Origin of the sequence: Phaeovulum sp. W22_SRMD_FR3, assembly GCF_052113705.1 — a bacterium.
Classification (GTDB): Bacteria; Pseudomonadota; Alphaproteobacteria; order Rhodobacterales; family Rhodobacteraceae; genus JBGQOG01.
The window spans coordinates 35,503-54,254 of sequence record NZ_JBGQOG010000017.1; the positions used below are offsets into that span (position 1 = coordinate 35,503).

Consider the following 18,752-nt stretch of genomic DNA (forward strand, 5'->3'; position numbering starts at 1 on the left):
CCAATGACGCAGGATGTGGTGCCGGTCGCGCTCGGAGCGCGCTCCTATGAGGTGCGGATCGGCACCGGGCTGATCGACCGCGCGGGGGCCGAGATCGCGCCCCTGTTGCGCAAACGCCGGGTGGCGGTGGTCACCGATGACACCGTCGGCCCGCTGCATCTCGAGCGCCTGCGCGCGGGCCTTGGCGATGTCGAGATGGTCAGCCTGACACTGCCCGCGGGCGAGAGCACCAAGGGCTGGCCGGAGTTCACCCGCACCTGCGAATGGCTTTTGGCGCAGAAGGTCGAGCGCAAGGACATCGTCATCGCCTTTGGCGGCGGGGTGATCGGCGATCTGGTGGGCTTTGCCGCCGCCGTGCTGCGGCGCGGGGTGCGTTTCGTGCAGATCCCCACCACGCTTCTGGCGCAGGTCGACAGTTCGGTCGGCGGCAAGACCGGGATCAACGCGCCGCAGGGCAAGAACCTGATCGGCGCCTTTCATCAGCCGAGCCTTGTGCTCGCTGATATCGGCATTCTCGACAGCCTGCCGCCGCGCGATTTCCTCGCCGGATATGGTGAGGTGGTGAAATACGGGCTGTTGGGCGATGCGGCTTTCTATGACTGGTTGGAGAAAAACGCCCCGGCCATGGCGCGCGGCGACACTGCGGCGCGGCATCATGCGGTGAAACGCTCGGTCGAGATGAAGGCCGAGATCGTGGCCCGCGACGAGACGGAAGAGGGCGACCGCGCGCTCCTCAACCTCGGGCATACCTTCTGCCATGCGCTGGAAAGCGCCACCGGCTATTCTGACCGGCTTTTGCACGGCGAGGGGGTGGCCATCGGCTGCGTCATGGCGTTCGAGCTGAGCCAGCGGCTGGGCCTGTGCAGTCAGGAACTCGCCAGCCGCTTGCGCGCGCATTTGCGGGCGATGGGGACCAAGGTGGATCTGGCCGATATCGCCGGAGATCTGCCGGATGCCGACACGCTGATCGGCTTGATGGCGCAGGATAAAAAGGTGCTGGACGGCAAGCTGCGCTTCATCCTTGCGCGCGGGATCGGGCAGGCTTTCGTCACCTCTGAGGTGCCCGCCGATGTGCTGCGCGCGCAACTGACCGAGGCTTTGGCCGCCCGCTAAGGCGGGCAAAGGAGGGGCGCGATGCACGATATGGTCCGGGCCGCGCTGAGTTTCGCCGCGCATGATCCCTATGCGATTGCGCTGCTGGCGTTTCTGGCGGCGGCGGCCGAGGCGATGGTGGTGCTGGGCGCGCTGGTGCCCGGCACGGCGATCATCCTTGCGCTGGCGGCGCTGGCGGGGGTGCATGGCTCGGCCAGCCTTGGCCTCGCGATCACCTTCGCGACCATCCTCGGCGCGGTGGCGGGTGACGGGCTGGCCTATGTGCTCGGGCGGCGCTTTGGCCGGGGCCTGTTTCAACGCTGGCCGTTTTCGCATGCCGCGGGCTGGTTACCGCGCGGCGAGGCGTTTTTCGCGCGTCATGGCGGAAAGAGCGTGTTCTGGGGCCGTTTCGTGCCGGGGGTGAAGACGGTGGTACCGGTGCTGGCGGGCATCGCGGGCATGCCGGTGGCGCGGTTCGTGCTGGCCAATGTCGGCTCGGCGGTGGTCTGGGGCGTGGGGCTGGTGCTGATCGGCCTCGGCCTTGGGCACGGTCTGGGGCAGAGCGGGCTGGCCGATCCGCGCGCGATGATCTTGCTGGCGCTGGCGCTGGTGGCGGGCATTCTGGGCTATCTCGGCCTGCGCTTTCTGGTGGTGCAGGGCGTGCCCTGGGCGCGGCGCGGCCGCCGGGCGGCGCTGCACCGGCTTGCCGGGAAAAGCGGCTTTTGGGCGGATGCGGCGCGCCGGGTGCTTGGGATGCAGGGCGCGGTGGCGGGGCTGGCGCTCTGGGCGCTGATCGCCGCCATCGGGGTGCTCGGCTTTCTCGCGGTGACCGGGCAGATGCTGTTTGACCCCGATCTTTCGGCAGCGGATGCGCTGATCAGCAATGCGGTGGCGGCGCTGCGCTATCCGGCATTGGACCGGGTTGTGGTCGGGGTGACCATGGCGGGCGATGGCACGGTGATTGGCGTGCTGGCGCTGGCGGCGCTGATCTGGGTGCTGGCCTGCCGTCAGTTCCGGCTGGCGGCGCTGGTGGCGCTGGCCTTCTCGGCGCCGCTGGTCTTTGTGCCGATGCTCAAGGTCTTGCTGGCGCGCGCGCGTCCCAATCCGATCTATGAGGGCGCGGATTCCTTCAGCTTTCCCAGCGGGCATGCCAGTCAGGCGATGGTGATCTTTGGCGTGGTGGCCTTGCTGATCGCGCAGGGGCGCCCGATGCGGACCCGCATCGCGCTTTATGCGGCGGCGCTGCTGGGCGCAGGGCTGATTTCCTGCTCGCGGATCTATCTCGGGGCGCATTGGCCCTCCGACGTGGCGGGAGGGATGCTCTTTGGGGCGGCGGTTGTGGCGGGCGTGGCATTTTTCATGGATACCCAGCCGGTTAGGCTGCACAGCTCATACATGGCTTTAACATTGGCGCTGGTCTACAGCGCGGCGATCGGGCTGCATCTGGTGCAGGATTATCCGCAATCGCGCCTGCGCTACACCTATGACCGCAGCGTGCCCGAGGTGACCCCCGGCGCCTGGCGCGCCGCTGCGGGCCGACAGTTTCCGATGCACAGGGTGACATTGGAAGCGGAAGACCTGGCCCCGTTCATCGCGCAGATCGCCGGGTCCGACTCCGCCCTCAATGCGGCGATGGCGGATGCGGGGTGGCAGCCGCAGCCCGCCGAATCCCTGTCCCGCATTCTGGCGGAGGTGCTGCCCTATGGCCCGCTGGCAGAGCGGCCGGTCCGGCTTGTGTGGCACGACGGGGTCTTGCCGCGATGGGTCTGGACCCGTGCTGTGCCCGATGCCGGGGGTGCTGCCGGGGCCGATGCCGCGCCACAAGGAACCGCGCCGAATGTAACGGGGCCGAAAGGTGCTGCGCCACAAGGAACCGCGCCGAATGTAACGGGGCCGAAAGGTGCTGCGCCACAAGGAACCGCGCCGCAAGCGCGGCTCGTGTTGCGGTTCTGGCCGGCGGATGGGTATATCACCAGCCTCGGGCAGCGGGTGCCGCTGTGGTTGGTGGACCTGTCGGTTGAGGAAATGCACCCGGTGCTCGCGGGGTTTGGCGACATTGACGCGCGCGACCCTTCGCCTGCCGAGCGCGCGGCGGTGCTGGCCGCGCTGGCGGACCTCCCCGCGCGGCATCTTTCGCCCCCGGGGCAGGTGCCGCAGCTTTTGTTGCTGCGGCCCCGATAGCCGCGATCCGGGGGCTTTGGGCCGGAACCGCGCTTAAACCTGCATCCGGGATGTGGATAATTCGCACAACGAGGGGTTGCGTCGCGCGAAAGCTGGCGGCAAGGTGATCTGGCGGGGGGAGCTTTATTGCCGAAATGGCATAAGCCGCGACATATTTGATAAAATCCGGGGTCGGCTGCGAATGTTTCTTCTTACCCAAACCGCCACTGTGCACACCGAAGACGGGGATATCGTCTATGACCGCGAAGGCCGTGGCGCCGTGGTTGTGACCATTCCGGGCGGCGGCGGCAATGGCGCGCGCTTTGCGCGGCTCTCGGCGCATCTGTCGGACGATTACTGCGTGGTGCGCTATGACCGCCGCTGCAATTCGCGCAGTTCCGGCGATCCGACGGTGGCGTTTTCGATGGCGCAGCAGGCGCGGGATGTGGTGGCTATCCTCGACGCGATGGGGGTGGAAAAGGCCTATCTGTTGGGCCAGGGCGGCGGCGGCGGCATCGCGCTTGAGGTGGTGACGCTTTTCCCGGACCGGGTGGCGGGCGCGCTGGTGCATGAGGTGCCGATTTTGCAGATGTTGCCCGATATGGCGAAATGGGTCGCCTTTACCGAGGATGTGGGCGAGGTGTTCCGCGCGGAGGGTGCCGGGGCCGCGATGATGCGGTTCAACACCGGGCATCAGGGCTATCAGCTGGGGGAAAATGGCGTGGGCGACCACGGCAGCGCCGGGAATATGGAGTATTTCTTCGCCTCGGAAATGCCGGTCATGTCGATGTGGATGCCCGATCTTGCGGCGCTGCGCCGTCATCTGGTGCCGGTCATGGGACTGATCGGGCGCGAGAGCGCAGAGGCCTATTACAGCCGGGCAACCCAGGCGCTTTGCAGTGCGATTGATTGCCCGATGCGGGTGATCGCCGGGCGGCATGTGGCATTTTCCCAGGATCCGGCGGCGTTGTCGGCCGATATTCTGGCCTGCCTCGGGACATTGCGCGAGTCCGAGACCGGTGCGCCGCGCGCCGCCCCCGGTATCAGATAAACTCCGCCGGTTTTTCCCATAGTATCAGGACGGTACAGCCGTCCTCTGACCAAACCCGGTGCGCGCTGCCCGCCGGGTTGAACACCAAAGCGCCCGTGCCATAGCGCCCGCGCTCGTCGCTTTGACTGCCCGAGAGTCTCCAGTCCCGGATTGTCGGTGGCGCGGCACCGAGGCGCATAGCGCAAGAGGGCCATGTCGGGGCCGCTTCCGGCAGGGCTTTGCCACAGCGGGCAGATCTCGACCCCGGGGTGGAACGGCTGAAGCGGCATCTCTTGCCAGCCTTGCCGCAGAAATCCGGCGAAATCCTTGACCGCGCGATCCATGCAGCGCCTCCAGAATGGCCGCAGTGGGTGCGGCCCAGCCGACAATGCCGCCCTGCGCGGTGATCATCGCGATGGCGGCCTCGTGGAAGGCGGGAAAGTAACTCTCGGTGGCGAGCAGCCCCTCATAGCCGCGGTCATTCGCCTCGCGCATCGTGGTCTGCACGCAGACCTCGGTGGTGACCCTGGCAAAGACCAGCTGGCGGATGCCGCGCCGGGTCAGGATATCGCCCAGACCGGTGGCGTAAAACGCGCCCTTGCCGGGCTTGTCGTTCACGATCTCGCCCGCGATCAGCACGCGCCCCACCGGGCCGGCGGTGCCGCCGCGCGCCGACGGGCGGCCGGGTGGCGTGACGCTGCTGGTACGCGCGGGTCAGGACGAGATGCTGGCGGCGCTGGATTTGGGACTGGAGGCGGCGGGGGCGCGGATCGCACTCGAGCTCTGGTCGCTGCCGCTGGAGACGGTGGGCAGTTTCCTCGCGGGGATCCCCGCGCCGCTGGGGCTGGGTACGCTCGCGCTGTCAGATGGCGGCACGGTGCAGGGCTTTTTGTCCGAGGCGGCGGCGGCGGTGGAGGGCGCGGTGGACATCACCGATCCGGGCGATTGGCGGCGCCATCTCGCGACGCTCTGACCCGGCTGCGCCATTGCGGCTGCCGGGCAAGGCGATATGCTGCGGCACGCCGGGCGGCGGGGCAGAGATATGCCCCCCCGTGATCCCGGCGCAAGTGCATCTGCGGGGGCCTGAACATGAGCGATATCAACGCCGAATGCCCCGCGGTCTTTGCCCGCCGTCTGTACGATGGCGCGAGCGACCTGCCGCAGGAAAACCGGGTGATCGAGATTGAGGCGGGGCGCATCCGGGCGATCCGTCCGGGCGATTTGCCCAGCGCGGTGGCGGCGGGGATGCCGGTGGCCGAGATCATTGCCCCGGGCTTTATCGACCTGCAGATCAACGGCGCGAATGACACGCAGTTCAATTTTGACCCCAGCGTCGCGGCTTTGGCGCGGATCGCCGCCGGGGCGCGGCGGGGCGGAACCGCGCATCTTTTGCCGACCTTCATCACCGCGCCGGGCGAGGCCTATCTGAGCGCCCTCACGGCAGTGCGCGCCGCGCTGGCGGCAAAGACGCCCGGCATTCTCGGCCTGCATCTCGAGGGGCCGTTTCTGTCGCCCGCCCGTGCGGGCATCCATGATCCGGCCGCGATCCGGGCGATGACATCCGCTGATCTGGCGGCGCTGACGGCGGGGTTTCCGGGGCCGCTGATGCTGACGCTGGCACCCGAATGTCTGCCTGAGGGCCATCTGGCGGCGCTGGCGGCGGCGGGGGTGATCCTCTCGGTGGGGCATAGTGCGGCGACGGCGGCGGAGGTGGCGGCGGCCGAGGCGGCGGGACTGCGCTGCGCCACGCATCTTTTCAACGCGATGTCCCAGATGAGCGGGCGGGCGCCGGGGGTGGTGGGGGCGGTTCTCGCCTCGGACCGCCTCTATGCCGGGATCATCGCCGATGGCCATCATGTGGCCTGGGAGAATATCCGCATCGCGGTCAAGGCGATGGGCGCGCGGCTGTGCCTTGTCACTGATGCGATGCTGACGCTGGCGGGGACGGCGCCGGGATTCGCGCTGCACGGGGTCGGGATCACCCTGCAGGGCGACCGGCTGACCGATGCGGCGGGCACGCTGGCGGGGGCGCATCTGGCGATGGACGCGGCCGTGCGGCGCATCATGGACGGGGCAGGGGTATCGCTGCCGCAGGCCTTGCGCATGGCCGCGACGCATCCGGCGGCAGCGCTGGGGCTGGCGGCCGAGCTGGGGCGGGTTGCGCCGGGGTATCGCGCCTCGCTCACGCTGCTCGGGGAGGACCTGGCGAGCTGTGGCGTGGTGGTGGACGGCCGGTATTTTCCGCAAGACTGAGCCTTGATGGCCGGGGCGCGGGCAGCACCTCCAACCCCGCGCCGGAGCGATGGGGCCGGGGTGTGCGGGGGTGGTCGCCCCGCTGATGCGCGCCGCCCGGCGCCGATTAATTTGCCGCCCCGTGCAACCGGCCCGCTCCGGCCACGTTGGGAAGGGCCGATTGCACAAGGATGATTGCCGTGACGCGTTTCCACTGCCCTGTCTGCCAAAGCGAGATCTGGTTTCACAACACCGATTGCCTCGCCTGTGGCACCGCACTTGCCTATCAGCCGGGCCAGGGGTTCGTGGCGCTTGAGACCGCGCAGCCCTGTGACAACCGCGGGGCGATTGGCTGCAACTGGGTGGCCCTGACGCCCGGGGGGCTCTGCCGCTCGTGCTGCCACACGACGGTGATCCCCGACCTGTCGCTGCCCGGCAACGACCAACGCTGGGCGCGGATCGAGCAGGCCAAACGGGCGCTGTTCCGGCTGTTGATCGACATCGGCCTGCCGCTGGAAACCCCGCAGGGCGCGCCGGTACCGCTGTTCGAGTTCAAGGGCGATCTCTTGCGCTCAGGTCCCGGACCGCATGTGCTGACCGGGCATGAGAACAGCGTGATCACCCTCAACATCGCCGAGGCGGATGATGCCGAGCGCGCCCGTCTGCGGGCCGAGCTGAACGAGCCCTACCGCACCCTCACCGGCCATATGCGGCATGAGGTGGCGCATCATTACTGGGATGTGCTGGTGGCGCCGAATCCCGATCAGTTGGCCCGCATCCGCGCCACCTTTGGCGATGAGACGCAAGATTACGGCGCGGCTTTGCAACAGCATTACGAGACGGGCGCCCCGGCGGGCTGGGAGGAGCATTTCGTCTCGACCTATGCCACCGCGCATCCTTGGGAGGATTTCGCCGAGACCTGGGCGCATTTCCTGCATATTCTCAGCGGGTTGGAGACGGCCTCTGCCTATGGTCTGGTGCCCGTTGCCGCGCTGGCAGACGGGGGGGCGCTGGCGGACGGCTCGGCTGCGCAGATGGTCCGGCTGCCGATGGCGCAATTGGCCGGGATCTGGATCGACCTCAGCATGGCGCTGAATGCCGTGAACGAGACGATGGGGCATGGCAGCTTTTACCCCTTCGTCCTCTCACCCGCGGTCATCGACAAGCTGGAGACGGTGCGGCAGCTGATCGTGGCCGAGCGCGGTGCCTAAGCGCCGGTGACCAGCCGCTGCTGCAGCCAGATGATCGAGGGATAGGCGCAGAGCCAGATCCAGAAAAACCGGTTCAGCCCGAAACAGAGCGCGTTGCTGAGGTGAAAACAGGCCGCCACCGTCAGCCCCGCGATCAGGAGCGCCGGGTGCAGGAGGGTGGCGGGAAAGGCCAGTTCAAACCCCATCACCCCCCAGGACATCACGAACATCAGCCGCGGCCAGTCGGCCCAGCCGCGCAAAGCCTCGCTGACCGGATAGGCGGAAAAGCGGAACACATCGCAGAGCGCGCTGCCGCTGCGCCAGTCGGGATTGACCACCTTGACCCAGCCGGAGATGAAATAGGACAGCACGAGCTGCAGGCCGAGATAGCCAAAAGCGGTTTCTTTCCAATGCGCTGTGGGCAGGAAGTGAACGAGGGTCAGGCAGGTCAGGATCAGAAGGCTCATCCGGTCGCTGCCGCCATTATAGGGGCCCTGAAAGCGCCGCAGCATCAAGAGCCCGATCAGCATCAGCCCGGCGAGCGCGGCCCCATTCGCGAGCCCGGTCAGCAGCAGCAGGCTGAGGCCAAAGCGGGGGATGAACAGTACCCGCTCGCGCGGTTCAGCGATGAAATGCTCCGCGCTTTGCTGCAGGAAAGCCAGCGCCATCATGACTTCGGTGGCGCGCACCGCCTGATCCAGCGTCATAGCCCGCGCCCCATTCGCTGTGACAGGGCGCGGGGAAGAACCTCGGAGAGATACTCGACATCGCGCAGGATCACCGCGCCCTCGCGGCTGACAAAGACGAGGCGAAATTGCAGATAGCCCGGCTCTGCCTGACCCTCCGGTGCGGCGGGGATGCCCGCGGAGACGCGGCGCGCAATTTCGTCGATGCTGTGGGCGGTGGGATTTTCCATCAGCCGCTCGGCGCAGCTGACCAGAAACAATTGCTCGTTCCAGACCGGATTCCAGAGCATCCGCCCGAGCATCTGCCCCAGGCTGAGGCGGGCGGGACGCGGGCGGAATTCGCGCCAGTTTTTCGCCCGCGCGCCGGGGCGGGAGAGCAGCGCATATTCCACACGGGGCGAGGGGGCGACCGCGCTGAAAAACCGCCAGGAGGGGATCAGCGCGGGCAAAAGCAGGCGAAGTGTCGCGATCATCTGCGCATGTCCGGTCCGGCCCCCTCTCGCTCTGCCACCTTGGCCCGGTCATGGTTAACGGCGGGGCTTTAAGATTAGGTTGCCAGAGGCGGGAATTTTGGCGCGTTCAGTCCAACGTGCGGCGGAACCGCATCAGCGCGCCCGCGCCCAGCAGCAGCACGAAACAGGTCAGCGCCGCCAGCGGCCCTGCCACCTGCGCCATATCCGCCCCTTTCAGCATCACCGCCCGGATCAACCGCAGGAAATGCGTGAGCGGAAAGATCTCGCCCAGGGTCTGGGCCCAGACCGGCATGCCGCGATAGGGGAACATGAAGCCCGACAGCATGAGGGAGGGCAGGAAGAAGAAGAAGGTCAGCTGCATCGCCTGCATCTGCGTGCGCGCGGCGGTGGAAATCAGATAGCCGAGGATCACCAGCGCCAGCACGAACAACAGGACGCCGAACAGGATCAGTGCCAGCGAGCCGACAAAGGGCACGCCAAAGACCAGCCGCGCCGCCGCCAGCACCACCACCAATTGCACCGCCCCCACCGCCAGATAGGGCAGGATCTTGCCCAGCATGATCTCCAGCGGCGTCGCGGGCATCGAGAGCAGGTTCTCCATCGTGCCGCGCTCGGTTTCCCGCGTCAGCGCCATTGAGGTCATCATCACCATGGTCAGCTGCAGGATGACCCCGAGCAGGCCCGGCACGATGTTGTATTGCGTCACCCCTTCCGGATTGTAGCGGCGGTGGACGATCACGGCGAGCTGTTCGGCCGCCGCCGCCGCCGCCGCCGCCTCGGTGCCGCGTTCGCGCTGCAGGGCCTCAGCCGCGACGGTGCCGAGGGTGGAGATGGCACCGGAAGCGACCGAGGGGTCGGTGGCATCCGCCTCGATCAGGATCGTGGGCGCATCATTGCGCGCGACCCGTTTGCCGAAATCCGAGGGGACGGTGACCACGAAGGAAACATCGCCCCGCGCCATCATCGCCTCGGCTTCCGCCGCCGAACTGTCGGTGCTGATGAAACGGTAATAGCCGGTCAGCTCCAGCGCCGAGACGATGGCGCGGGTGTAATGGTCCTGCGTGGGGGCCACGAGGGCGGCGGGCAGATGCTTGGGGTCGGTGTTGATCGCAAAGCCGAAGAGCATCAGCTGCACCAGCGGAATCCCCAGCATCATGCCAAAGGTCAGCCGGTCGCGGCGCATCTGGATGGTCTCCTTGACCAGAAGCGCGCGGAGGCGGCTGAGTGAGAAAAGCCGGGCAAGGGATTGTTTCATTTGATACTCCCCTTGAGGGTTGGCCCAGTCCACAGCGCGGTCATTGCATATTGTCCCGGCTTTGGCCCATCAGCTGGATGAACACATCCTCAAGGCTGGTCTCGGTGGGGGCGAAGGTGCAGCCCGTTTGGGCAGTGATGCGGGCGAGCGTGGCGGCAAGCGCCCCGGCATCGCGGCCCACCACATGCAGGGTGGTGCCGAAGGGCGCGATCTGATCGACCCCGGGCGCGCCCTGCAGCGCCTTGGCCGCCGCAATCGTGGCCTCATGCGGGCCGGTGACGCGGTAGGTGGTCAGCGCCGCCCCCGCCACCACCTCGGGCACGGTGCCCGAGGCGATCAGCCGCCCGTAGGAGATATAGTTGATGCGGTGGCAGCGCTCGGCCTCATCCATGTAATGGGTGGAGACGAGGACGGTCATGCCCGTGGCGGCAAGATGATGAATTTCATCCCAGAATTCGCGCCGCGCCTTGGGATCGACCCCGGCGGTCGGCTCGTCCAGCAACAGCAGTTGCGGGCGGTGCAGGGTACAGGCGGCCAGCGCCAGCCGCTGTTTCCAGCCGCCCGAGAGGGTTCCGGCCAATTGATGCTGGCGCGCGGTCAGCCCCAGATCCGCCAAGGTGGCCGCGACGGTGGCGCCTGGATCGGGCAGGGCGTAAAGGCCCGCCACGAAACGCAAATTCTCGGCGATCGTCAGGTCTTCGTAAAAGGAAAACCGCTGGGTCATATAGCCGGTGGCGCGCTTGATCCGCCCCCCGTCACGCCGGATGTCATGGCCGAGCACCCGGCCCGTGCCTGCATCCGGTGTCAGCAGGCCGCAGATCAGCCGGATCGTCGTGGTCTTGCCCGAGCCATTGGGGCCGAGAAAGCCGGCAATCTCGCCGCGCGCCACGGTCAGGCCGACATCATCCACCACCTTGCGGCCGTTGAAGCTCTTGGTCAGGCCCTGCACGTCAATCGCCGCTGTGGCGCCGGGTGCGGCCTCCGGCGGGCGGGCTGTGGCATCCGGCGCGGTCATTTCCCGGCCCCGGGCAAGAGCACATCGACGATCTGACCGGGGTTCAGATCGGACCCGGCGGCGGGATGCGCCTCGATCAGATAGACCAGCTTTTGCCGGTTCTCGAGCGAGTAGATCACCGGCGGCGTGAACTCCGGCGCGTCGGAAACATAGGTGACCACGGCAGAAAGATCGGGCGCGCAGCCATCGCAGCGCACCCGGAGCACGCTGCCCAGCGCAATCTGCGACACGGCGGTTTCGGGCACATAGAGCCGCAGTTTCACCGCGCCATCGGCCAGAAGCGAGAGCACCGGCGCCGAGGGGCCCGCAATCTCGCCCGGCCTGCGGATGACATCGACGATGGTGCCCGCGGCGGGGGCGCTCAGCGCGCGCTGATCCAGCGACCATTGCGCCGTTTGCTGCGCGGCATCGGCCACGGCCACATTCGCCTCGGCGGCGGCAATCGCCTGCGGGCGGGCGGGCAGGCGGGCGACGGTCAGATTGGCCTCGACCTCGGCCACCCGCGCGGCGGCGACTTCGGCGGCGGTGATCGCATCATCGCGCTGGGTCTCGGTCGCGGCGCCGCGCGCGGCCAGGCTGACCAGCCGGTCGCGCGAGCGCAGGGCCTCGGCCAGCTGCGCGCGGGCCGAGGCCAGGGTGGCCTCGATCACCGCGATCTCTTCGGGGCGTTTGCCCTCGCCCAGATCGGCGCGCTGGCTTTGGGCCTGCGCCAGTGCCGCCTGCGCCCCCGCCAGCGCGATGGCGGCATCGCGGGTTTCCATCTGCACCAGGGGCTGCCCTGCGGCGACACGGTCGCCCCGCGTCACCTGCACCGCCGTGATCTGCCCGGTGGCGACGGGGGCGACCAGCGTGTAATCCCCCTCGACATAGCCCGAGGCGAGGGGGGCCGGATCGGCGCAGGCCGTGAACAGTGACGCTGCGAGGGGCAGGGCACAGAAAAACGCCGTCATGTCAGGCTCCTTTCCAGGGATGCGCGCAAATTGCCGACCAGCATGTCCTGCACAGCGGTGATGTCGGACAGGCCCGGCGCGTCCCAGCCCATACGGCGCAGCACCACCGGCCGGGCGATCCGGAAATAGGCGACCTGCCCGATCATCGCGAAAACCGAGAGACGCACCGCCTCGCTCTCGGCGTCTTGCCCGCTGGCGGCGCCCCAGAGGGCGCAGATCTCGCGGTGTTTCGGCGCAAAGAAGCCGTCATACAGCCGATCAAAGGCGGGGCCGTGATCGGTGATTTCCCGCAGGACAAAGGCCGCCATATCCTCGGCTTCGGGCGCGGTGAGCAAGAAATGCGCCACGGCGCGCAACAGCCCCTCAAGCCGGGCGCGGGCCTCTGCGGGTGAGGGGGGCGCGTCGGGGGCCGGGGTGCCGGTGATCGCGCTGATGCGGCGGGTGATTTCATCGGCGCAGGCCAGCCGGAGGCCGGTCTTGGAGCCGAAATGATAGGCGATGGCGGCGATGTTGACCCCCGCCGCCTCGGCCAGTTGCCGCGTGGATGTGGCGGCAAATCCGCGATGGCCGAAGTGATGCAGCGCGGCGCCCAGAAGGCGGGCTGCCGTGCCATCTGGCGTGGCATTTGCCGGACCGTCTGACGCGGCGGGGGCGGGCTGTGGGGCTGTATCGGCGGCGCGGGTCATCCGGGGTCCTTTCGTGGTCACCGTCATTTTCAAACAAATGATTGATTAAATCAAGCGATCACATTGCCCGCCTCACCGGGCGTCCGGAGATTTGGGGGTGCAGCGTCCGGGGCGTGGTCTCTGCGGTCTGGTCCGAGGGGGCCGGGCGCATCCGATCCCTCGCAGCGGGTGAAAGGGGGTCGGCCAAACCCCTGCGCAGCCTTCTGTGCGGTGTCGCGCAAAGGCGCTGCCTGCCCTTGATTGACACGCCACAATCATGGGGATAGCCAGCGCAGAGGCGCGCTGACCGCCCTGTCAGACTGAGCGTATCGCCGGTTGGCGCCGCGACAGACCTGCGCCGCCCGTTGTTCCGGTGTCTCGGCCTGGCCGCACCGAGAGGAGTAGCCGTCGTGACCCGATCTGTCTTTTCGTCGCAGACCCGCCGTGAGGGGCAGGCATGAGCGGCCCGGAAACCCGCCCGCTGGAAACCGACGGTGTGGTCGATCACGGGCAGGTGCATGAAGAGGTTGACCGCAAAGTATTGCACAACCGCAATTATCTGAACTTCATCGCCTCGCGCACCTTTTCGTCCATCGGGTTTCAGTCGATCACCGTGGCGCTGGGGTGGATGATTTATGACCAGACCCAAAGCGCTTATATGCTTGGGCTTGTCGGTCTGTTCCAGTTTCTGCCGATGGCGGTGCTGACCTTTGCGGTGGGCGCGGTGGCGGACCGGTTTGAGCGGCGCCGGATCGCGATGATCTGTCAGATGGTTGAGGCGCTGGCGGTGGCCGGGCTGGGGGTGCTGGTCTGGCAGGGGGCGCTGACCTCGCATCTGATCCTTGCGGCGGTGGCCGTGCTGGGGGCGGCGCAGGCCTTTGAGCGCCCAACCATGGCGGCGCTGCTGCCCGGCATTGTCGGCACCGACATGCTGCAGCGCGCGGTGGCCACCTCGACCTCGTTCATGCAGACGGCGCTGATCGTCGGGCCCTCGCTCGGCGGGATCTTTTACGGCATCGGGCCGGTGGTGCCCTTTGCGGTCTCGGCGGTGCTGTTTTGTCTGGCGGGCGGCAATGTGCGGGTGATCCGCATGCTGCACAAGCCCGCCCCCCGCGCGCCGATGAGTTTCAGCACCGTATTTGCGGGGGTGGCCTTTATCCGCTCGAAACCGGAAATGCTGGGGACCATCTCGCTTGATCTCTTCGCGGTGTTGCTGGGCGGGGCCACGGCCTTGCTGCCGATTTTCGCCTCGGACATCCTGAAGGCGGGGCCGATCGGGCTGGGGATGCTGCGGGCGGCCCCGGCGGTGGGGGCGCTGATGATGTCGCTGGTGCTGGCGCGCTGGCCGCTGGAAGCCGGGGCCGGGCGCAAGATGTTCGCGGCGGTGGCGGTGTTTGGGGTGGCGACCATCCTGTTTTCGCTGTCCACCAATGTGACGCTGTCGATCATCGCGCTGTTTGTGATTGGCGCTTCGGACACGATCAGCGTGGTGGTGCGCAGCTCGCTCGTGCAGCTGATGACGCCGGATGACATGCGGGGCAGGGTGAATGCGGTGAACTCGCTGTTCATCGGCACCTCGAACCAGCTTGGCGAGTTTGAAAGCGGTATGCTGGCCGGGCTGGTCGGGCCGGTGGCGACCGGGGTTGTGGGCGGCATCGGCACCATCGCGGTGGTGCTGATCTGGCTGCGGCTGTTCCCGCAATTGGCCAAGGTGGAGCGGCTGGACGGGCGCTGAGCTTTGGCCGGCGTTGATTGACGGGGGAGGCGGGATGCGGATATCGGCCAATCTGGGGTTCTTGTTCACCGATCTGCCGCTGCCCGAAGCGATTGGCGCGGCGGCCGCGGCGGGTTTTGACGCGGTGGAGTGCCATTTCCCCTATGATGTGCCCGCCGGGCATGTGGCGCAGGCGCTGCGCGACAGCGGGTTGCCGATGCTCGCGCTGAACACGCGGCCGGGCAGGGCGGGGGCGTTCGGACTTCTGGCGCTGCCCGGGCGTGAGGATGAGGCGCAGGCGGCGCTGCAGGAGGCCTTTGACTATGCCACTGCGGTGGGCGCGCCGATGGTGCATGCGATGGCCGGGATCGCGCAGGGGCCCGCGGCCCGGGCAACCTTTCACGCCAATCTGGCCTGGGCCGCGCCCCGGGCGGCGGCGCGCGGCTTGCAGATCCTGATCGAGCCGATCAATGCGCAGGATGTGCCGGGGTATTTCCTGAACACCACGGCGCAGGCCCTCGGGGTGCTGGATGCGCTGGCCGAACCCGCCCTGCGGTTGATGTTCGACCTCTATCATGTCGCCCGGACGGGCGAGGATGCCGTGGCGCTGCTGCCGCAGGTGCTGCCCTATCTCGGCCATGTGCAGATCGCCCGCGCCCCGGACCGGGGTGTGCCGGTGGGCGGGGATGTCGACATTCCCGCCGTGCTGCGGGCATTGCGCGGGCAGGGATACGCTGGCGCAGTGGGCGCAGAATATCGCCCCGGTCCCGGCGAAGGGTTCGGCTGGCTGTCGGCGCTGCGCGCGCTCTGATCCCCTGCGCCCGGCTGGCGCGTAGGGGGGGGTGATTCGGCGGGGCTGCACAACTTTTGCGCGATTTCCGGCAACAGACCGCGGCATTCATCGCATGGGTCTGCGCCTTGTCACTGCAGGCGAAATTTCCGTCTATCCCCCCTCCAATACGGTGTTTTTCGCGTTACTTGTTTCAAGTTATCATACATATTCAAGCTGCGCCTTTCGTCCCCGGAAATCACAATTCGGCCTTCAACCAACTAGTCGGTTGATTACTTTTGAAACTGTGGTTAGCCTCTTTTCAGGGAGACACCGGACGGAATACCGCCGGGAAAAAGGGAGGAATTCTGCATGACGATTTCACGGCGCGCCCTGTTGGGACGCATGGGCGGCACCGCTGCCGCACTGTCGCTGATGGGGCTTCCGGCGCTCGCGCAAGAGCGGCGGATCCGGCATTTCTGGTGGGGCAACCCCGAGCGTGACAAGCGCACCTTTGAGGTGATCGACATCTTCAAGGCCGCCAATCCCGGCCTCGATGTCTCGGGCGAAACCATCGGCTGGGGTGATTACTGGACCAAGATGGCGACGCAGACGGCGGGCGGCAACATGGCCGATCTCGTGCAGATGGATTACCGCTATCTCTTTGAATATGTGCGGCGCGGTGCCTTGCTGCCGCTGGATGAGCATATCGGCAAGACCCTGATGATTCAGGATTTTGACCAGGGACCGCTGCAAGGCGGCATGGTGGATGGCAAGCTTTATGCCCTCAACATCGGCTCCAACTCGCAGGTGGTCAGCTACAACAAGGCCCGCGCCGATGAATACGGGCTGGAGTTTGACCCGATCAACTGGACCTATGACGATCTGATCGCGGCGGCGACCAAGGCGAATGAGGCCTCGGGCGGCAAGGTGAAGGGGATCGACGATCTCTCCGTGCAGGCGGTGACCTTTGAGGCCTGGTGCACGCAGAACGGCCGCGATTTCTACACGGCCGAGGGCACCGTGGGCGCGACCGAGGATGACATTGCCAGCTACTGGCAGTTCTGGGCCGACATGCGCAAGGCTGGCCTCGTGCCGGGGGCAGAGCGGACCGTGCGTCTGCAAGACCCCAAGATGAATGAACATGGCATGGTCACCGGCGAGACGGTCTTCTCGCTGATCTGGTCGAACCAGATGGTGGGGGCACAGGCGCTGATGCAGGACCCGCTCTATGCCGCGATGATCCCGCACAAGCCCGAGGGCAAACCCGGCCAGTTCATCAAACCCTCGATGTTCATGTCGCTCAGCCGCGATGCCAAGGATATCGACGGCGCGATGGCCTATATGAACGCCTGGGTCAATGATCCGAAGGAAACGGCCGTGCTGGGGCTGGAGCGCGGGATTCCCTGCTCGCCCGCCGTGCGCGCGGCGCTGGCCCCGTCTTTCTCGGACATCGAGAAACGCTCGGTCGATTTCTTTGAGGCGATCCAGACCAAAGTGGGGCCGCTGCCGCCCCCGGCGCCGAAGGGCGCGGGCGAGGTGAAAGACGCCTTCATGCGCATCGGCACCGATGTGACGCTGGGCACCTATCCCCCGGCCGAAGGCGCGAAACTCTTCATGGAAGAAGCCACCTCGATCCTCGAGCGCGCGCTCTGATCCGCCCCATTCCCCGGGGTCCGCTCCGGGGAATGCCCTCCACGCTTCGGAACGCGAGGCAAGATGCGACGTTTTCTGCAAAAGAACGCGCCGGGATACGTATTTCTGGCGCCCTGGCTGGTGGGGTTTTTCCTGCTGGCGCTGGGACCGATCCTGGTCTCGCTGTTCATGTCCTTCACCAAATACGACATGGTCAGCGCGCCGCGCTGGGTGGGTCTGGCCAATTACGACTATATGTTCACCCGCGACCGCCGCTTCTGGAAGGCGTTGGAGGTGACCATGCATTACGTAACGCTGGCGGTGCCCGCGCGGCTGGCGATGGCGCTGTTCGTGGCGATGCTTCTGGACAAGGGGCTGCGCAGCATCGGCATGTACCGTGCGATTTTCTACCTCCCCTCGCTCCTGGGCTCCTCGATCGCCATTGCGATCCTCTGGCGGCAGCTCTTTGCGGCGGATGGCGTGGTCAATGCGCTGCTGGCGCGGATCGGGATCGACGGACCCGACTGGATCGCCACCCCCTCCACCTCGCTCTACACATTGGTGGCGCTGGCGATGTGGCAATTCGGCTCGCCGATGCTGATCTTTCTGGCCGGTCTGCGCGGCATCCCGAAAGACCTCTATGAGGCCGCCGAGATCGACGGCACCTCGAAAACCCGGCAGTTCTTCCGCATCACTTTGCCGATGCTGGCCCCGGTGATCTTCTTCAACCTCATCTTGCAAACGATTGAAGCGTTTAAGACTTTCTCCTCCGCCTTCATCATCTCGAACGGCACGGGTGCGCCCGCGGACAGCCTTTTGTTCTACACGGTCTATCTCTTCAACGAGGCGTTCAAATTCTTCCGCATGGGCTATGCCTCGGCGCTGGCCTGGGTGCTTCTTCTGATCATCGGGGCTTTCACGCTGATCATCTTCGTCACCGCCAAATATTGGGTGCATTATGACAATGAGCGCGACTGATCCCGCGGGCCTCGCCCCGCAAGATGCCGCCCGCATCGCCCATGAGCTGAAACTGGCACAGGCAAAACGCGAGAAACGCGCGCGGCTTTACAAACACGCCTTCCTGATCGTGTTTTCCTTCATCATGATCTATCCGCTGCTGTGGATGGTCGGGTCCTCGCTGAAGCCTGACACGCAGATCTTTTCGGACCTCTCGATCTGGCCGAAAGAGTTCCATTGGGACAATTATTCCAAGGGTTGGAATGGTCTGCCGGTCTCGTTCAGCATCTTCTATCTGAATTCGCTGATCGTCACCGTGCTGTCGGTGGTGGGGAACCTGCTCAGCTGTGCCTTTGCCGCCTATGCGTTTTCGCGGCTGAACTTCTCGGGGCGGAATTTCTTCTTCGCGCTGATGATGATGACGCTGATGATCCCCTATCACGTCGTCCTCATCCCGCAATATGTGATGTTCCTCAAGCTCGGCTGGGTGGATACCTATCTGCCGCTGATCGTGCCGAAATTCCTCGCCTCGGATGCGTTCTTCATCTTCCTGATGGTGCAGTTCTTCCGGCAACTGCCGCGGGAACTCGACGAGGCGGCGATGATCGACGGCTGCTCGGCCTACAAGATCTTTTGGGTGATCATTCTGCCGCTGTCGCTGCCCGCGCTTGGCACTGCCGCCATCTTCTCGCTGATCTGGACCTGGGAGGATTTCCTGGCCCCGCTCATCTATCTCAATGACATCAAGAGCTACACCGTGCCCCTCGCGCTGCGCCTCTTTGTGGATCAGGACAGCCAGTCGGCCTTTGGCCAGATGTTTGCCATGTCGGTGCTATCGCTGGTGCCCGTGGTGCTGTTCTTCGTGGCTTTCCAAAAGCTGATCATCCGCGGCATCGCCACCTCTGGCATGAAATAATTCGGGAAAGGAT

The 18,752-nt window shown here is 66.4% G+C and carries 18 protein-coding genes; 11 read left to right on the forward strand and 7 right to left on the reverse strand.

Annotated elements, in window-relative coordinates:
• The first annotated feature begins 3 nt into the window (after positions 1 to 3).
• From aroB to ACEN2S_RS17850, 3 genes are all read left to right on the forward strand, one after another.
• A complete protein-coding gene (gene aroB / locus ACEN2S_RS17840) occupies positions 4 to 1,113 on the forward strand; it encodes a 3-dehydroquinate synthase (protein WP_441868496.1) in 1,110 nt (369 codons plus the stop codon).
• A 21-nt stretch (positions 1,114 to 1,134) separates the two neighbouring features.
• Positions 1,135 to 3,273, forward strand: coding sequence for a phosphatase PAP2 family protein (locus tag ACEN2S_RS17845; RefSeq protein WP_441868499.1), 2,139 nt, complete (start codon positions 1,135 to 1,137; stop codon positions 3,271 to 3,273).
• A 181-nt stretch (positions 3,274 to 3,454) separates the two neighbouring features.
• Positions 3,455 to 4,303 (forward strand): alpha/beta fold hydrolase, encoded by an 849-nt coding sequence (locus ACEN2S_RS17850; protein WP_441868502.1) that lies wholly within the window; start codon positions 3,455 to 3,457, stop codon positions 4,301 to 4,303.
• A gap of 24 nt (positions 4,304 to 4,327) precedes the next feature.
• Here the strand turns inward: ACEN2S_RS17850 and ACEN2S_RS17855 are convergent, their stop codons facing one another.
• Positions 4,328 to 4,921, reverse strand: a complete 594-nt coding sequence (locus ACEN2S_RS17855; protein ID WP_441868505.1) for a cysteine hydrolase family protein — start codon at positions 4,919 to 4,921, stop codon at positions 4,328 to 4,330.
• A gap of 52 nt (positions 4,922 to 4,973) precedes the next feature.
• On the opposite strand from ACEN2S_RS17855, the gene ACEN2S_RS17860 reads away from it, so the two are divergent.
• The 3 genes from ACEN2S_RS17860 to ACEN2S_RS17870 all read left to right on the forward strand — a co-directional run bounded on the left by ACEN2S_RS17860 (position 4,974) and on the right by ACEN2S_RS17870 (position 7,725).
• On the forward strand, positions 4,974 to 5,255 hold the full coding sequence (locus ACEN2S_RS17860; protein WP_441868507.1) for an allophanate hydrolase-related protein: 282 nt from the start codon (positions 4,974 to 4,976) through the stop codon (positions 5,253 to 5,255).
• Between the two features lie 116 nt (positions 5,256 to 5,371).
• Positions 5,372 to 6,535: an N-acetylglucosamine-6-phosphate deacetylase gene (gene nagA / locus ACEN2S_RS17865; protein WP_441868510.1), complete on the forward strand. Its 1,164-nt coding sequence runs from the start codon at positions 5,372 to 5,374 to the stop codon at positions 6,533 to 6,535.
• 179 nt (positions 6,536 to 6,714) lie between these two features.
• Positions 6,715 to 7,725 (forward strand): zinc-binding metallopeptidase family protein, encoded by a 1,011-nt coding sequence (locus ACEN2S_RS17870; RefSeq protein WP_441868513.1) that lies wholly within the window; start codon positions 6,715 to 6,717, stop codon positions 7,723 to 7,725.
• Here ACEN2S_RS17870 and ACEN2S_RS17875 read toward each other — a convergent pair.
• The 6 genes from ACEN2S_RS17875 to ACEN2S_RS17900 form a co-directional block, all read right to left on the reverse strand.
• Complete coding sequence (locus ACEN2S_RS17875) at positions 7,722 to 8,411, reverse strand: HTTM domain-containing protein (RefSeq protein WP_441868516.1); 690 nt, start codon at positions 8,409 to 8,411, stop codon at positions 7,722 to 7,724. The genes ACEN2S_RS17870 and ACEN2S_RS17875 overlap by 4 nt on opposite strands.
• Complete coding sequence (locus ACEN2S_RS17880) at positions 8,408 to 8,863, reverse strand: hypothetical protein (protein ID WP_441868519.1); 456 nt, start codon at positions 8,861 to 8,863, stop codon at positions 8,408 to 8,410. The genes ACEN2S_RS17875 and ACEN2S_RS17880 overlap by 4 nt, the downstream gene beginning before the upstream one ends.
• A 106-nt stretch (positions 8,864 to 8,969) precedes the next feature.
• Positions 8,970 to 10,118, reverse strand: coding sequence for an ABC transporter permease (locus tag ACEN2S_RS17885; RefSeq protein WP_441868526.1), 1,149 nt, complete (start codon positions 10,116 to 10,118; stop codon positions 8,970 to 8,972).
• Positions 10,119 to 10,158: 40 nt separating this feature from the next.
• Positions 10,159 to 11,133, reverse strand: a complete 975-nt coding sequence (locus tag ACEN2S_RS17890) for an ATP-binding cassette domain-containing protein (RefSeq protein WP_441868529.1) — start codon at positions 11,131 to 11,133, stop codon at positions 10,159 to 10,161.
• Positions 11,130 to 12,083, reverse strand: coding sequence for an HlyD family secretion protein (locus ACEN2S_RS17895; protein ID WP_441868532.1), 954 nt, complete (start codon positions 12,081 to 12,083; stop codon positions 11,130 to 11,132). Before ACEN2S_RS17895 ends, ACEN2S_RS17890 begins: the two co-directional genes overlap by 4 nt.
• On the reverse strand, positions 12,080 to 12,790 hold the full coding sequence (locus ACEN2S_RS17900; RefSeq protein WP_441868535.1) for a CerR family C-terminal domain-containing protein: 711 nt from the start codon (positions 12,788 to 12,790) through the stop codon (positions 12,080 to 12,082). The genes ACEN2S_RS17895 and ACEN2S_RS17900 overlap by 4 nt, the downstream gene beginning before the upstream one ends.
• Positions 12,791 to 13,205: 415 nt before the next feature.
• Here ACEN2S_RS17900 and ACEN2S_RS17905 point away from each other — a divergent pair, with 415 nt between their 5' ends.
• The 5 genes from ACEN2S_RS17905 (at position 13,206) to ACEN2S_RS17925 (ending at position 18,739) form a co-directional block, all read left to right on the forward strand.
• Positions 13,206 to 14,483: an MFS transporter gene (locus ACEN2S_RS17905; protein ID WP_441868538.1), complete on the forward strand. Its 1,278-nt coding sequence runs from the start codon at positions 13,206 to 13,208 to the stop codon at positions 14,481 to 14,483.
• 34 nt (positions 14,484 to 14,517) lie between these two features.
• Entirely contained in the window at positions 14,518 to 15,273 is a 756-nt protein-coding gene (locus tag ACEN2S_RS17910; RefSeq protein ID WP_441868541.1) for a hydroxypyruvate isomerase family protein, read from the forward strand.
• 330 nt (positions 15,274 to 15,603) lie between these two features.
• On the forward strand, positions 15,604 to 16,887 hold the full coding sequence (locus tag ACEN2S_RS17915) for an ABC transporter substrate-binding protein (RefSeq protein WP_441868544.1): 1,284 nt from the start codon (positions 15,604 to 15,606) through the stop codon (positions 16,885 to 16,887).
• Positions 16,888 to 16,950: 63 nt separating this feature from the next.
• Positions 16,951 to 17,844, forward strand: coding sequence for a carbohydrate ABC transporter permease (locus ACEN2S_RS17920; protein ID WP_441868547.1), 894 nt, complete (start codon positions 16,951 to 16,953; stop codon positions 17,842 to 17,844).
• The gene (locus tag ACEN2S_RS17925; RefSeq protein ID WP_441868550.1) at positions 17,831 to 18,739 is read left to right on the forward strand and encodes a carbohydrate ABC transporter permease; all 909 of its coding nucleotides are present in this window, start codon (positions 17,831 to 17,833) and stop codon (positions 18,737 to 18,739) included. The genes ACEN2S_RS17920 and ACEN2S_RS17925 overlap by 14 nt, the downstream gene beginning before the upstream one ends.
• Positions 18,740 to 18,752 lie beyond the last annotated feature (13 nt).

Bases quoted from the DNA above. Each gene is read 5' to 3' on its own strand.
- ACEN2S_RS17915 (WP_441868544.1), top strand. From the start codon at position 15,604: ATGACGATTTCACGGCGCGCCCTGTTGGGACGCATGGGCGGCACCGCT.
- ACEN2S_RS17845 (WP_441868499.1), top strand. From the start codon at position 1,135: ATGCACGATATGGTCCGGGCCGCGCTGAGTTTCGCCGCGCATGATCCC.
- ACEN2S_RS17850 (WP_441868502.1), top strand. From the start codon at position 3,455: ATGTTTCTTCTTACCCAAACCGCCACTGTGCACACCGAAGACGGGGAT.
- ACEN2S_RS17880 (WP_441868519.1), bottom strand. From the start codon at position 8,863: ATGATCGCGACACTTCGCCTGCTTTTGCCCGCGCTGATCCCCTCCTGG.
- ACEN2S_RS17905 (WP_441868538.1), top strand. From the start codon at position 13,206: ATGAGCGGCCCGGAAACCCGCCCGCTGGAAACCGACGGTGTGGTCGAT.
- ACEN2S_RS17925 (WP_441868550.1), top strand. From the start codon at position 17,831: ATGAGCGCGACTGATCCCGCGGGCCTCGCCCCGCAAGATGCCGCCCGC.
- ACEN2S_RS17895 (WP_441868532.1), bottom strand. From the start codon at position 12,083: ATGACGGCGTTTTTCTGTGCCCTGCCCCTCGCAGCGTCACTGTTCACG.
- ACEN2S_RS17885 (WP_441868526.1), bottom strand. From the start codon at position 10,118: ATGAAACAATCCCTTGCCCGGCTTTTCTCACTCAGCCGCCTCCGCGCG.
- aroB (WP_441868496.1), top strand. From the start codon at position 4: ATGACGCAGGATGTGGTGCCGGTCGCGCTCGGAGCGCGCTCCTATGAG.
- ACEN2S_RS17910 (WP_441868541.1), top strand. From the start codon at position 14,518: ATGCGGATATCGGCCAATCTGGGGTTCTTGTTCACCGATCTGCCGCTG.
- ACEN2S_RS17920 (WP_441868547.1), top strand. From the start codon at position 16,951: ATGCGACGTTTTCTGCAAAAGAACGCGCCGGGATACGTATTTCTGGCG.
- ACEN2S_RS17890 (WP_441868529.1), bottom strand. From the start codon at position 11,133: ATGACCGCGCCGGATGCCACAGCCCGCCCGCCGGAGGCCGCACCCGGC.
- ACEN2S_RS17875 (WP_441868516.1), bottom strand. From the start codon at position 8,411: ATGACGCTGGATCAGGCGGTGCGCGCCACCGAAGTCATGATGGCGCTG.
- nagA (WP_441868510.1), top strand. From the start codon at position 5,372: ATGAGCGATATCAACGCCGAATGCCCCGCGGTCTTTGCCCGCCGTCTG.